The organism is Polyangium sp. 15x6 (assembly GCF_029960785.1).
Taxonomy (GTDB): domain Bacteria; phylum Myxococcota_A; class Polyangia; order Polyangiales; family Polyangiaceae; genus Polyangium.
This window is the reverse complement of the sequence record NZ_JASBQE010000044.1, coordinates 40227-54506: the sequence shown is the minus strand read 5'-3', so window position 1 is coordinate 54506 and position 14280 is coordinate 40227. Positions and strand designations below refer to the sequence as shown.

Genomic DNA, 14280 nt, shown 5'->3' with positions numbered 1-14280 from the left:
CCGGCTGCTCGGCGCATACCGCCAGACGCAGGTCATCACGTCTTTTTTCTCGGGAACCAAATCGCTATACTCCGCGCCCGAAGCGCCGGGCCCCTCGGCGCCGCGATGAGAAAGGTACACCCATGCGCGACCTCATCACCTTTTCGTCGAGCGGACTTCCCCGCCCGTCGCGTGTCGTCGGCTTCCGTGGCACCGAAGCCGTGTCGCGGCCCTATCGATTCGAGGTCTACCTGCAATTTCACAGCGACGACGGCGACATCGATTTCGCCGAAGCCGTGGGCGACCCGGCCAGCCTGGTGATCGATCGCGAGAGCGACGACATCCCGCCCTTCGTGCTCGCCGGCGTGCTCGGCGACGTCGATCTGGTGCACGAGTATGGGGGCCGGGCCTTGGTGCGCGTCGTGCTCGTGCCTCGCTTCTCACGCCTCGCTCTCTCGCGGCACAGCCGGATCTTCACGAAGAAGAGCGCGCCCGACGCCATCCGGGCGGTCCTCGACGACAACGGCCTCGCCGGCAGCTACGAATTCCGCCTCACCCAGAGCTACGAGGTGGAGGAGCACATCGGTCAATACCGCGAGAGCGATTTCGATTTCGTCTCCCGCTGGCTGGAGCGCGAGGGTATCTTTTATTTCTTCGAGCACACCGAGGAGGGCGAGAAGGTCGTCTTCTGTGATGACAAGTCCTACCCCGCCGAGGGCATGGGCAAGCCGGTCCGTTATTCCCCCCAGACCGGGGAGGATCGCAGCGCCGGCGCCTCGTTCCGCTCCTTCTCCATGAATCACGGATCCATGCCCGCCGAGGTCAAGCTCCGCGACTACGATTATGCGCGGCCGAAGCTCGATCTATCGGGGTCTGCGGCGGTCTCGGCCAAGGGGGCCGGGAAGGTCAGCCTCTATGGCGAGCGCTTCTTCTCTCCCGACACCGGGGCACGCCTCGCCAAGATCCGATCCGAAGAGTTCCTCACCCGGAAATCGATCGCCCGGGCCACGGGCACGCGGATGCACCTCCGCGCCGGCCACACCTTCGATCTCGAGGAGCACCCCCGCGCCCGCTTCAATACCAAGTATCTGGCCATCGAGGTCCAGCACCAGGGCAACCAGGCGGCCGGGGATGTGCACATCAAGGAGCTCATCGGCCTCGAGCACGAGGACACCTATTTCGTCGAGGTGGCGGCCATCCCGGCCAGCACCCAGTTCCGGCCCGAATCCCGGACGCACTGGCCGCGGATCTACGGCTTCGAGAATGGCGTCGTCGACGGCGGCGGCGAGAGCGAATACGCGCAGATCGACGAATACGGGCGCTACCTCGTGAAGTTCAACTTCGACGAGAACGACTCCCCGAGCGGCGCCGGATCCACCTACGTGCGAATGATGCAGCCCCACGGCGGGAGCATCGAGGGATTTCATTTTCCCCTCCGCAAGGGCACCGAGGTGGTCCTGAGCTTCCTCGGCGGCGATCCCGATCGTCCGGTGATCTCCGGCGTGGTCCCCAACGTGCTCACCCCGAGCCCGGTGAGCAGCGGCAACCACACCAAGAACGTCATCCAGACCGGCGGCAGAAACCGCCTGGAGCTCGAGGATCTCGCGGGCTCGCAGCGGGTCACGCTCTCCACGCCCTACTCGAACAGCTACATCCGCATGGGCTCACCCAACGACGGGCACGAGCTCATCGTCAAGACCGACGACAACGGCCTCATGGGCATCGGCAAGAACCTCGACACCAACGTGGGCCAGAACTGGAACATCACGGTCGCCGAGAACATGACGGCCAAGGTCGAGGGCGATATCGAGATGACGGCCGTGGGCGACGCCAAGGTCGAGTCGGAGAACAAGGTCGAAATCGAGCGCTCCGACAAACTTTCGATCACCGGCGGCGCCACCATGGATATCAAGGGCGGGATCACGTCCGAGTTCTTTGGCGGTTGGAAGCAGGAGCTGCTCCTCGGGGCCAAGACCGAGCAGCTCATCGGCGTCAAGCAGGCCACGCACTTCGCCCTGGTGCACGAGGTCTTCCTGGGGGCGAAGATCGAATTCATCAAAGGCAAGAAGGCGGAGACGCTCAAAGGCCCCAAGACCGAGCTCCACGTCGGCGACAGCAAGTCGACGGTGACCGGCAAGCAGACCTCGCTTCACACCGGCAACGCCAACTCGCGGCACATCGGCAACCTCGACGAGTTCCAGCAGGGCAACGCCAAGTCGGTCCTCCACGGCAATTTGCAGGAGACGCACCGGGGGAACGCCACCACCTCGCACTACGGAAACGCCAAGGATACCCACATCGGCAACCTCACCGAGACCCACCGCGGCAACGTCACCTCGAACAGCACCGGCTTCTTGCGCGAGACGCACAGCGGTGCGGTGGTCTCGAAGGTCAAAGGGTCGATTCTCGAAGTCTTCGAGGGCCCCTTTGCCGAGGTGAAGATCAAGGCCCTGGAGCGCCACGAGGCCAACGTGCGGGTGAGCAGGATGAGGACCGATATCCAGAACGAGGTCAACACCATGTACCGGACCAGCCGCTTCGTGATCCTCTGAGGTCCTTCGAGGTTCTTGCGTCATGCGTGTCGTCAAACCCAGCCGCCTCTCGGTCCTGCAGCGCGTGTTTACCCTTCGCGGGAAGCACTATTTGAGCGTCGGCCTGCTCGCGTATTTCCCTCTGGAGGCCCCGGAGCTGCCCCTGCCGGAGGTGGCCCTGTGGCAGAAGGCGGCGGAGGAGATGGGCAAGGGCGCGAGCGTCCCGCCCATCCTCGACGAGGGTATGCCCAAGCCCCGCGGCGAGGTTCTTCTTTATGGAAGCGCCTTTGCGCCCGGGGGAAAGCCGAGCCCGGCCGTTGCCGCGCGCCTCGTGCTGGGCCCCGCCGAAAAACCCCTGGTGGACAAGACCATTTACGTGGTCGGAGCCCGGCAGTGGCGCAATGGCGTGCCCACCGACCCCGAGCCGATCGTGGAGATGGCCCTGACCTGGGAGAATGCGTTTGGCGGAGCCGCGTATCCGCAGAATCCTCGAGGGATGGGCCTCTCCCCGGTGGACGAGAATGGCCGCTCGGTGCACCGGCTCCCTCACCTCGAGGATCCCCGGCACCTGATGACCTCGCCCCGGGATCGGCCTCCGCCGGCCTGCTTCGGGGCCCTCGATCCGGCGCTCGAAGCCCGCATCGCCAAGCTGGGCACCTATGGCACCGCCTGGCTGGAGAAAGAGTTCCCCGGCTTTGCCAGCGACATCGATGTCGAGGCCTTTCAGGTGGCGCCCGCCGATCAGCGCCTCGGCGAATACTTCCAGGGAGGCGAGGCCATCGCGCTCGAGAACCTCCACGGAAGGAAGACCCGCCTCGAGAGCCGGGTCCCATGGCTTCGCGCTCGCTGCTTCGTCTCCAGCGCCGAGACGGCCGAGACGGTGACCGCCGAAGGAGCCCTGCGCGAGGTGGCGACGCGACTCGAGACCCTGATCCTCCTGCCCAACCTGGAGCGCGGAATCGCCGTCTTTCGCGGCGTCATCGAGGTCGACGAGAGCAACGCCGGCGACGTGGCGCTGCTCCTCGGCGCCCTGGAGAAGGCGGATACGCCGAAGCCCATCGAGCATTACCGCGAGGCCCTGGCCGCACGTCTCGACGAGGAGAAGGGCGCGGTCAACGCGCTCCGCGATCGCGAGCTCTTGCCCCCGCCGGATCCGAGCGCGCCGCTCTTCGAGGAAGAGCTCGGCACCGACATGGACGATCTCCTCGACGACGAGGAGCTGCTCGAGAAGCGCGCCGAGCTCCGAGCGGAGCGCGATCTCGAACGAGCCCGCGACGAGCTCCGCGCCGCCGGGATCGATCCCGAGGTGGCGCTTCCCAAGCAGCCCGTCGCGGCGGCTCGTCCGCCCTCCTCGCTCGACGATCTGCCGGACTACATCGACCGCGCCGACGCCGAGGCCCGAGCGATGGAGAGGGACGGCGAAGCCCGCGCCAAGGAGGCCGAGGCCAAGGCGCGCCGCGATTGCGCCGCGCAGGGCATCGACTTCGACGGCCTGGTCAAGCGATCGGAGCAGGAGGGTGGTGGCCCGCCCAAGTTCCGCGCCGAGACCGAGCTCGCCCAGATGCGCGAGGTCGCCGGGGCGGCGCGCAAAGGCGGGGCGCCGATGCCGGATCTGGAAGCCAAGATCGCCGATCCTGCCTTCGCCGGCGAGCTTCGGCAGATGGAGGCCTCGTCGCTCGAAGCCTACCGCGCCCACGCCCACCAGTGTCCGCCCGCCACGCCGCTCTCGGAGGCCGAGAAGGCCGCGCTGCGGGCCGAGGTCGAGGCGGCGCTCGCCGCGGGCGAGTCGCTCGCCCGGCGTGATCTCACCGGCGCCGATCTCAAAGGCCTGCGCTTCGCCGAGGCGGATCTCCGCGAAGCCCTGCTGGAAGGCGCGGATCTCTCGGACTGCGACTTCACCGGGGCGGATCTCTCGGGCGCGGTCCTGACCCGCGCCAACGTGAAGGGCGCGCGCTTCGAGGACACCAAGCTGGTGGGGGCGAACCTCGGCTTCACCGAGGCCTCGGGCGTGCGCTTCGCCGGCGCCAATCTCCACGATGCGGTCCTCTACAAAGCGCGCCTCGATGGTGCCCAGCTCGCCGGGGCCGATCTCACCGGCGCCGAGTTCTTCGAGACGCAGGTGCTCGGCACCGACTTCACCGACGCCGACGCCCGCGAGGTGCAGTTCTTCGAGCTCGATCTCACCGAGGCCCGCTTCACCGGGGCCCAGCTCGGCGGGGCGACTTTCCTGCAATGCAAGGGAGCCCTCGCGAGCTTCGACGGCGCCCACCTCGAAGGGACGAGCTTCCTCGACTTCGCCGGAGAAAAAGCCTCCTTCCGCGAAGCGCGGGCCCGCGGCTTGTGCATCATCGCCACCTCGGCGCTGCCGGGCGCGGATTTCTCGGAGGCCGATCTCGAAGAGGCCAACCTCAGCGGCGTGAACCTCAGCGGCGCCAACTTCGAGAAAGCCCGGGCCGAGGGCGCGGACTTCAGCGAGGCCGTGCTCTGCGGCGCGCGCCTCACGCAGCTCGCTGCCCGTGAGGCGCGCTTCGCCGAGGCCGATCTCAGCGGCGCCGATCTCCGCGAGGCCAACCTCATGGAGGCCATCCTCGACAAGGCCAAGGTGCCGGGCGCGATCTTCGAGAAGGCAAATCTCTTCGGCGCGAGCCTCCTTCATACGATCGGCGATGACCGCACGAGCTTCGCCGGAGCCCTGGTGAATCAGGTCGTGTTCACGAGGAAAGAAGGATGAGCCGCGACGAGCTCATCGCGGCCATCGGCGAGGGCGAGCTCATCGCCGGAGCCGATCTCGCCGGCCTCGATCTCGCCGGCCTCGATCTCTCGGGTGTGGTCTTCGAGGGCGTGAACTTCCGGGGGGCGAACCTCGCGGGCGCGAAGATCAGCGAGTCGATCTTCAACGCCTGCGATCTCGGCGGCGCCGATCTCACCGGGGTCAAGGCACGCCACACCTCGTTCTACAAGTGCGCCATGCAGGGCACGGCGCTTCCGGGCAGCGATCTCGTGGACGCCAAGTTCGTCGACTGCGATCTCTCCCGGGCCTCCTTCGAAGGCGCGGATCTGAGCATCGCCACCGTGGTCAAGGGCCGCGCCGCCGAGACCAGCTTCCGCAAGGCCAAGCTCGATCGCTTCGCGCTGGTCGAGACCGAGCTCGAGAAGATCGCCCTCGACGAGGCCGAGCTCGAGCGCTGCTGCCTGATGGCGGCCGACCTCTCCAGCGCCAGCCTGCGCGGGGCCCGGATGCATCTCTCGGTGCTCAGCGGAGCCAAGCTCCGGGGGCAGGATCTCTCCGGGATGCACCTGTCCTTCACCATGCTCGACGAGGCCGATCTCAGCGGCTGCGATCTGCGCGGAGCGGAGATCGTGCAGACCAACTTCAAGGGCGCGAAGCTCGTCGGCGCGAAGCTCGACGACGCCAACGCCGAGCGGGCGATGTTCGCCGAGGCGCGGCTCGACGGCGCCTCGGCGAAGGGACTCCACGCCCGGCAGGCGGTCTTTCAAAAGGCGAGCCTCGAGGCCGCGAATTTCGCCGACGCCTGCCTGTACCAGGCCAATTTCCAGCGCGCCGCGTGCAAGCTCGCGAACCTGCGCGGCGCCGATCTCAGCTACGCCGATTTCTCCCACGCCGGCGTGGAAGAAGCGGATCTGTCGCACGCCAAGCTCTTCCGCGCCCGCTTTCACCAGGCGCGCGACGAAGGAGCGGTGTTCACGAGCCGGGCCGGGCTCCTCGGCGATGACGAGGAGCTGCTGGAAGCAGAGCGTTGGTCTCCTTGAGAGGCCTCTTGCGAGATACGGAGACGAGCGATGCGAGACAACTTGGCGAGACAGCGAACCGAGACCCTGGCCACCCAGGAGGTGGGCACGGTGACCGCGATCCTGGGCAAGCGCCTCATGGTGCGCGTGGGCTCGGGTGAGTACGAGGCTCGGAGGGCGGTGAGCTGCCTGGTCGAGCCCGCGCTCGGGGACCTGGTGCTCCTCGCCCTCCACGACGAGGGCTGCCACGTGCTCGCGGTGCTGGAGCGCGAAGGCGGAGGGGCGACGCGGCTCGTGGCCGAGGGCGATCTGGAAATGAGCGCGCCCGCGGGCAAGGTGACGATCCACGCCCAGAGCGGCGTCTGCATGGCCACGCCCGGCGAGACCACGCTGGCCTCGGGCAAGGTGCGGGTCCACGCCCGGGAAGGGGCCCTGGCCGTGGAGGCCATGAGCTACCTCGGCGATCGGCTGGTCGCGAAGATCGATCACGTCAAGACCGTGGCCCGATCGGTGGAGTCGGTGGCCGATCGCTGGGTATCGCGCGTGGCGCGGGCCTATCGCTTCATCGCCGAGTCGGAGCAGGTTCGGGCCCGCTATTACGAGGTCTCGGCCAAGGCCGCGGTGAACATCAAGTCGCAAACCACCCTGGTGACGAGCGGAGAGTTGACCAAGATCGACGGCGGTCAGGTCCACATCGGTTGAGGAGGAGCCCATGTTTGCCAATACCCAGCGCGGGGGCATGGCCTTCGCGATCCCCGACGTATGCCTCACGCCCCCGGGGCCCACGCCGATCCCGTATCCCAACTTCGCCGCCAACCCCATGGCGGTCTCTGCGGTCTACAAGGTCCTGTTCGTGTGCGCGCCGGCGCACAACATGCGCACCAAGGTGCCCATGACCAACGGGGACAACCCGGGCATCAACGGGGGCGTGCTCTCGCGCTCGGTGATGAGCACGTCGCGGCACGTGATGGGAGCCCGCAAGGTGCTCATCAAGGGCGCGCCGGTGACGCGATTGACGAGCCCCACCATGCAGAACCGCACCAACGCCCGGGGCATGACCGTCGCTCCGAGCCAAACCAAGGTGCTGATCCTCGCTCCCTGACGACGCCCGCATGAAAGAGCAAAACCGCCTCCGCCTCGAGCGGCTCACCGCGCGCTACGCGCGGCGCATCGCCGAGGGGCGGACGCCGGACGAGGCCGATTTCCTCCGAAGCTTCGCGGCCCTCCGCGACGATCTGCTCCGGCCGCAGATGGAGGAGGTCGCGGCCGAGCTCCGGCGGGCCGGGCACGAGGCCCGGATCCTCCTCGATCAAGGGCACGACACCCCGAGCATCGAGCTCGCCCTCGGCCTGCGCGGGGCCACGGGGAGCCGCAACGTGGTCGGCTTCTGCGTGATCCGCTGGAAAGGCTATCCGCTCCAGATCCTCGCCTATCTGGAGGTCAACCCGCCGCCCTTCGATCTCGAACGCTTCGCCGACGCCCGAGCCATCGAGGCACCGCGGGTGGAGCAGATCCTCATCGACGCCGTCGAGCACATCATCATGTGCAACGCGCCCTGATACCTCAGCGCGGCCGGCGAGCGCAGCGAAACCCCACCCAGCTCTTCGCATCCGCAGGCTCGTAGCCGATCCTGAGAAACGAGCTCAGGCTCGCCGCGTCGTTGTTCCAGTCGCCGCCGCGCGCCTCGCGGCCCCCGATCATGTTCGTCAGGTTGGCGCAATCGTCGCAACGTTCAAAGTACACGTCGTGGTAGTCCAGGGTCCACTCGCGCATGCTGCCGGCCAGGTCGGATTGCCCCCATTTCCCATCGCCCGCGGGAGACCTGGAGCCGACGTTGGAGATGTCGGCGAGCGTCGCGGTCGGACAGCCCTGATCCACCTCCGAATAATTCGGGCAATACACCGCATGGTCATCGTCCGGCGCGGCGTTCCCCCACGGGTAGTTCGTCTCTTCGCTGCCGCGGGCCGCTGCATAGTTCCACTCGGCCTCGGTCGGCAATCGGCCGCCATCCCAGGCGCAAAAGGCGAACGCGACATACCAGTTGACGCAATTGATGGGCTTGTGCTCGCCATCGCCAGGCTCGTCCGTCCAGGTCTGGTAGTATTCGTTGCACTTCAAAGAAGCGGTGAGCTCGGCCTGGTCCTGCGGTAATGGCCATGCATCGTCCCACCCGCTGTACTGCATGTTCGGATGAGCCCCCTCGCCCGCGGCTGGAATATTCCTAGGATACTCGCTCCAGAACCTTCGAAACCGCCCGACCGTCACCTCGAAGCGATCCAGCCGAAAGTCGCTCACCGTGGCCGAATAAGACTTGTTCTGTTCGAGATCGAGGCGCTCGTACGCCCCCCCCGTGACGAGCGAGTTCGCGCAGCAGATTTCGTCGTTCTTGGGCCCGCACGTGGCCGCCAGATCCGTGCAGCTCGGGAGCGAGGAGCTCGGCACGACGTCGTCGATGCAACCGGCCGGCCCCATTGCCAGGGCGAGGGCGCACAGGAGAGACCACTTCGAAGCAGCCATCAGAATCTCCCGAAAATCGACGCTCCGGCTGCACCGGGAGCGACCCAGGGCGCCACCGCGACGCCCTGCGACTCGGTCGGTCTCGAGCGAGGCGCCGTCGCGATTCCATAAACGGCGGCGCCAAGCGCCAGCACGCCTGCGCTGCCCAGCCCCAGAGCGAGGCCGAAATCGAGGTTCTTGCGCCTGTTGTCCGCCTGGTAGTCGTAGCCCGAGGCGCAGTACGTGCCATTGTAGCTCACGTCGCAGTTTTCACGCAGAGCGTCGATCGCGGCCAGATCGTCGTAAATGAAATAGGCGCTGACGCCCACGAGCGCGAGCCCGGCGCCGCCGGCGATCCACGCCCAGACGGGGACACCGCCCTTGTGCGGTGTCGTGTCGACCTCGAGCGCGATCTCGACCGTGCTCGTCTTGCCTTCTTCGAGTGTCACCTCGACCGTCCGAGGCTTGCGGCCCGGGGCCTGCGCGCTGACCTCGTGTTTGCCCGGATCGACGGGGAGCGCCTCACCCCACGCGGCGCTCGGCAAATCCTTGCCGTCCCGCGAGACTTCGATTCCGGCAGGAGGCGCGGTGACGACCACCCTCAGCCTGGGCAAGCGCGGCTCCAGGTCCTTGATCCCCTGGTTTGCGATGTCGTCGAGCTCCTGCTTGCGCGCGGCGCCCGCCGTTTCGCGATTCAATGTCCGCGCGCGGTGGTAGTCCTCCCACGCGGTGGCGAGTTTGCCGTCATGCTCGTGGCATTTGGCGATGTTGAGCATCGTCCCGGCGGATGGATTCAGCTCGAGCGCGGCCTCGAATTTGGGGCAGCCCGCAGCATAGTCTCCCTTCTTGACGAGGTCGCGGCCCGCTCTGAACAGCGCCTCCGCGGCCGCTGGATCCGATTTCACGGGCTCGGCGTGCGCCGCGGCCGCACCCGTGACGATCGCCCACGTCACGCATGCCACGGCTGGCCGGAAGCGGGCCCCGCGGCGCGCGGCTCTACTGATGGTCGAGCGGATCATGGCCTGTTTTGGTCCCTTTTTTCGGCTGGACCGCGCCCTTGACGGGCCTTCCGGACGGCGCCTTTGCGCCCACCCCCGCGGCGCTCGCGGACGCCGTGCCGCTCGCGGACGCCGTGCCGCTCGCGGACGCCGTGTCGCTCGCAGACGCCGCGCCGCTCGCGGCTCCGGCAGGGCTGGGCTCGGAAGACGCCGGACGCTTTTCTTCACCTTCCAGCTCGGAAACAGGCGCGCTCGGGGCCGAGGAGCGCGACCACGCGAGCGCGCCCAGCCCGACGGCGAGGCCGGCAGCGAGAGCGATGCTGACCACCACCGCGATCGTGCGCGGCTTGCTCGCCGGCGACTGCGCGAGGCTGAGCCCCGAGGGCGACAGCGTTCCGCCCGCCCCCGAGGCCGCCCCCGGCACGCTGACGGGTGCTGCGCCCGGCTGCGACGGCGGGCCGAACGCGTGATTCTGCGACGAGGACGCTGCGCCCGGCTGCGACGGCGGGCCGAGCGCAAGATTCTGCGACGAGGACGCTGCGCCCGGCTGCGACGGCGGGCCGAACGCGTGATTCTGCGACGAGGACGCTGCGCCCGGCTGCGACGGCGGGCCGAGCGCAAGATTCTGCGACGAGGGGCTCATCGGGATGGTCCCGCCGCCCATCGCCACCGCCGCGAACGCGTCGGCGAGCTCGCTCGCGCTCTGGAATCGCTTGCCGACGTCGCGTGTCAGCGCGCGCTCGAAGAACCGGTCCACGTCGGGGCCGAGAGCGCCGTGGATGCTCGAGGGTGCAGGGATCGGATCCGTGCAGATCTCGACGAGGAGATCGCCGATCTCTTCGCCGGAGAACGGCAACCGGCCCGTCACGCAGCGGTAGGCGATCACCCCGAGCGACCACAGATCGCTGCGGTGATCGACCTCTTTCCCGCGCCGCACCTGCTCCGGGCTCATGTATTGCGGCGATCCGATCAGCGTGCCCGTCCGGGTGGCGTTCCCAGCGAGCACCGGACCATTCGCCTTCGCGATCCCGAAGTCGAGGATCTTCACGAGCTCCTCCTCGTCGCCGTGACGCGACAAGAAGAGGTTCGCGGGCTTCAGATCGCGGTGCACGAGCCCCAGCTCGTGCGCGCGGCGAAGGGCCTTGCAGACCTGTTGCACGATGTCCATCGTGGCCGCGAGCGAGAGACGCCCGACGCGGACGAGCCGGCGCTCGAGGTCCTCGCCGTCGAGCAGCTCCATCACGATGTACGGGCAGTCGCCTTCCACGCCGTAGTCGTACACCTGCACGACGTTCGGGCTCTTGATGACCGCGGACGCCTGCGCCTCACGCTCGAAGCGCACGCGCGCGTCGGCGGAGGCGGCGAGCGCGGGCGCCATGAGCTTGATGGCCACGCCGGTGCGGAGCTGGAGATGCTCCGCGAAAAAGACGGATCCCATGCCGCCCTTCGCGAGCGGGCGACCGAGCCGGTATCGGCCAGCGATGATGCTGCCTTCTGTGAGAGCGCTCATGCACGTTCCGCTACGGCTCGCCGCCTGGCGGATACCCTAACAATAACCGAAGCCGTCTGCTCGTCCTAGCCGCCGTTGATTCTCTGCTGCGCGCCCCGCTGCCGGCCCGACGCTGCATGCGTGGAGCGGTATCGAGGATCAGGAAACGTAAGGGTTTCGCGAATGTCAAGCACTTTTGTGCTCCCGACCCCGCTGAGGAGGATCCGTCTGCGCGAACCTGCGCTTCGACAGCTCGAGGCCGAGCTCCGCGGCCGCGTGGCCGTCGACACTTGTCGAGGGGTCGATCAGCGAAGCGCGGGAGCCGCGTGTGCTCGAGGACCGACATGTACCCGCGGCGGGTCGTGACGTCGTCGGGGATGGGGACGCGCCCCGGTAGCCCCGACAAACACGCCCCGGGTAACTCGGCTGCGCCCGAGCGATACACCGAATCCGAGCCGCCGACGCTGGAAGCTGCGCTCCGATATGCGATCAAGCAGGGGCAAGGGGAGAACACAGAGGTCCCGAAGGGGGCCATCGCGGCGTGCGCTCTGCTCGGTAGCGAGCAAACCCCTCCGGTCGATGCCACTCATACCGGTATCGCGAAGATCGTGATCTCGCCGGATCAGACGTTCGATTTGGACGTCACGTACAACATCATTGTCGCGCGTTGAACATCCAATCGGACGAGGGTAAGCCCCCGGATTGGCCGGGTGGTTCCTTCAGCTCGGCTGACTCGGCGCCGCAATCACCATCATGTCACGTGGCTTCACGCGCCCGCAACCAGGCCTCCATCGCAGAGAATGTCCGTCCCCGTGAGGTAGCCGGGTTGGCGTGGCCAAGGCGGAAGGAGCGCACGACTCTCCACTTTCCCGGCTTGTTGCGATAAACTCGACCTGTGAAGGTCCGTTCATTCTCTCCTCTCTCCGTCTCTTCGTTCCTCTGGCAGCCTCGGCCCGGCGCATTTGCGCTCGCGGTCGTGTGCAAGGCGACGTTCAGGCTGCAGCCTGGCACGTCCCCGCTCGCGGAGCAGCAAGAGGCTCCCTTCGAGGTGGACCATCCCTGGCCGGACGGTGCGCAAGGAAGCCTCCGTTCCTCCACCGATCGTGTGCCGTTCAAGCGCCACGCGGAGGTGCTCGTGGGCGGACATGTATACGCGCCGCGCGGCCAGCCGACCACGTCCCTCGTCGCTCGATTGTCCGTGGGCCCCCTGAACAAGGCGATCGAGGTGCACGGGGATCGGGTGTGGGTGCCGGATGGCCGGCTCTCGGCGGCCGCACCCTTCGTGAAAATGCCGATTCGCTGGGAGCGATCTGCGGGGGGGCCGGGGACGTGGAATCCAGGGGGTATCCCCGCCAATCCGTCGCCCGATGGGCGGGGATTTCGACCGGTACCGAATCTCACGCCCGTGGGTCTTGCGCTGCGCGCGGCCGCTCAGGTGATTCCTCCGGTCGGGTTCGGACCGATTGCACCCGGCTGGCCGGAGCGTGCGTCGAAGCTTCGCCGGCATATGGCAACCTGGCGGCAGGACACGTGGGCATCCGAGCCGCTGCCGGCGGACATGGACGCGGGGTTTTTCAATGCGGCTCCATCGGATCAGCAACTCGCGCAACTCGGCGTCGGAGAGCAGATCCTCCTCGAGCATCTGCATCCGGAGTATCCGCAGCTCGTCACGAAGCTCGCCACGGTGACACCGCACGCGCTCGCGCAGAGGCCTGGGGGCGCAGCCGAGGAGATCCGGCTGCGATGTGACACGATGTGGATCGACACGGATCGGGGGACGTGCGCGCTCGTGTGGCGGGGAATCCTCGGATTGAAGGATCCGATGGAGGACGGGGCCGTGCTCGTGACGTGTAATCATCCGGGGGCGAACGAGGACGACGGGACGAGGACCCAGCTCGCCCCGCCGACGTCCGTGAGCCAGCGCAAGCGCGCCACGATGCCTTTTCAGATCGCACGCCAAACCTTGCCGTTGCCTCCGACGCCGACGGTGACGACCAAAGAGACCTCCGACGAGTCGTCCGCGCCTATCCGGAAGGAGACGGGGACCTGGATCACGACACATGGGAACTGGCTGGCAGCGACGGCCCCCCTGCCCTTCGATCCTGCCTCGGCACCGATTCGTCTGACAGAGGACGATTTCGAGCCTGAAGAGATCGACGAGATCGAGGAAATCGACGAGCTCGAAGAGATCGCCGCGCAGCATGAGGACGAAGCGGGAATGACGCTCATCGCCCCGCTCAGGGCACCGGGCGAGACATCGCCGGCTTTACCCTTTCTGGATTTGCCCCCGGGTGCGACTTCGGCATTGGCAACCGGAGCGAGTGAGGGGAACCGGTCGTCGATACCTCTCGCTGCTTTCAGAACGGGGACGCTGACGCCGTGGCACTCCGCGGAGGCGGATCCCGCGTCCGCGCTCCCATTCGCGTCGAAGTCCCTGGAGCCGCCCGTCGTTCCGGAGCATGTGGAGGAACCCGCCACGCTCTCGCCGCCTCCCGTGAACGTGCCGGAGCTCCCGGCGGCACCGGCCATGCTGAGGCCGCTGGAGACGCCGGCGGTGATGAAGGCGGAGGACGCGGGGGCGGTGGCGAAGGAGGAGAAGCTACCGCTGGAGGAGTATCCGATCGAGCGATGCGCGGGGATTACGGCGCGGATGGCGCGGGGGAAGATGGATCGGTATGCGATTCTGGAGGCGGAGAAGCTGAAGGAGGAGCAGTGGCAGGCGCTGCATGCTCACTGGCAGGCGGAGATCAAGGCGGAGGCGAGGCGAGGGGAGAAGAAGATGCTGCTCGCGTATGATCAGGGGTATGTGGGAGCGCTGGAGAAGGAGTGCGGGGCGATCGGGGCGAAGGAGTATGCGAGGCTGGTGGTGGCGGCGGAGCGGGGGATGGAGGCGGAGGTGCTCGGGGAGATGGGGTTGCCGAGGGGGGCGATGATGCGGATTCGTAGGGTTTGGTTGGAGCGGATGGTGAGGGATAAGGGGGTGGGGAGGGAGGTGAGGGAGGGGATGAGGACAAGCGTTATGTAAGTGCCAGGTCTC

General features: G+C 67.4%; 11 protein-coding genes. 8 read left to right on the top strand and 3 right to left on the bottom strand.

Features of this window, described 5'->3' with window-relative positions:
- The first annotated feature begins 122 nt into the window (after window positions 1-122).
- Genes tssI through QHF83_RS28650 form a run of 6 tightly spaced genes read left to right on the top strand, consistent with a single transcriptional unit; the run spans window position 123 to window position 7819 of the window.
- Window positions 123-2531 carry a type VI secretion system tip protein TssI/VgrG gene (gene tssI, locus QHF83_RS28675; RefSeq protein WP_282421151.1) on the top strand — a complete coding sequence of 803 codons (2409 nt, stop codon included), beginning with the start codon at window positions 123-125 and terminating at the stop codon, window positions 2529-2531.
- 22 nt (window positions 2532-2553) lie between these two features.
- Window positions 2554-5241 carry a DUF2169 domain-containing protein gene (locus QHF83_RS28670; protein WP_282421150.1) on the top strand — a complete coding sequence of 896 codons (2688 nt, stop codon included), beginning with the start codon at window positions 2554-2556 and terminating at the stop codon, window positions 5239-5241.
- Window positions 5238-6281 carry a pentapeptide repeat-containing protein gene (locus tag QHF83_RS28665; RefSeq protein ID WP_282421149.1) on the top strand — a complete coding sequence of 348 codons (1044 nt, stop codon included), beginning with the start codon at window positions 5238-5240 and terminating at the stop codon, window positions 6279-6281. The genes QHF83_RS28670 and QHF83_RS28665 overlap by 4 nt, the downstream gene beginning before the upstream one ends.
- A gap of 30 nt (window positions 6282-6311) precedes the next feature.
- Complete coding sequence (locus QHF83_RS28660) at window positions 6312-6962, top strand: DUF3540 domain-containing protein (protein ID WP_136972454.1); 651 nt, start codon at window positions 6312-6314, stop codon at window positions 6960-6962.
- A gap of 10 nt (window positions 6963-6972) precedes the next feature.
- Complete coding sequence (locus tag QHF83_RS28655; RefSeq protein WP_282421148.1) at window positions 6973-7362, top strand: DUF4150 domain-containing protein; 390 nt, start codon at window positions 6973-6975, stop codon at window positions 7360-7362.
- Between the two features lie 10 nt (window positions 7363-7372).
- Window positions 7373-7819, top strand: coding sequence for a hypothetical protein (locus tag QHF83_RS28650; RefSeq protein ID WP_282421147.1), 447 nt, complete (start codon window positions 7373-7375; stop codon window positions 7817-7819).
- A 4-nt stretch (window positions 7820-7823) separates the two neighbouring features.
- On the opposite strand, the gene QHF83_RS28645 is transcribed toward QHF83_RS28650, so the two are convergent.
- Genes QHF83_RS28645 through QHF83_RS28635 form a run of 3 tightly spaced genes read right to left on the bottom strand, consistent with a single transcriptional unit; the run spans window position 7824 to window position 11264 of the window.
- Complete coding sequence (locus QHF83_RS28645; protein WP_282421146.1) at window positions 7824-8777, bottom strand: SUMF1/EgtB/PvdO family nonheme iron enzyme; 954 nt, start codon at window positions 8775-8777, stop codon at window positions 7824-7826.
- Window positions 8777-9775, bottom strand: coding sequence for a hypothetical protein (locus QHF83_RS28640; RefSeq protein WP_282421145.1), 999 nt, complete (start codon window positions 9773-9775; stop codon window positions 8777-8779). The genes QHF83_RS28645 and QHF83_RS28640 overlap by 1 nt, the downstream gene beginning before the upstream one ends.
- Window positions 9753-11264: a serine/threonine-protein kinase gene (locus QHF83_RS28635; RefSeq protein WP_282421144.1), complete on the bottom strand. Its 1512-nt coding sequence runs from the start codon at window positions 11262-11264 to the stop codon at window positions 9753-9755. Before QHF83_RS28635 ends, QHF83_RS28640 begins: the two co-directional genes overlap by 23 nt.
- A gap of 323 nt (window positions 11265-11587) precedes the next feature.
- On the opposite strand from QHF83_RS28635, the gene QHF83_RS28630 reads away from it, so the two are divergent.
- Both QHF83_RS28630 and QHF83_RS28625 read left to right on the top strand, forming a co-directional pair.
- Entirely contained in the window at window positions 11588-11914 is a 327-nt protein-coding gene (locus tag QHF83_RS28630; protein WP_282421143.1) for a hypothetical protein, read from the top strand.
- 224 nt (window positions 11915-12138) lie between these two features.
- Window positions 12139-14268, top strand: a complete 2130-nt coding sequence (locus tag QHF83_RS28625) for a DUF2169 domain-containing protein (protein ID WP_348980476.1) — start codon at window positions 12139-12141, stop codon at window positions 14266-14268.
- Window positions 14269-14280 lie beyond the last annotated feature (12 nt).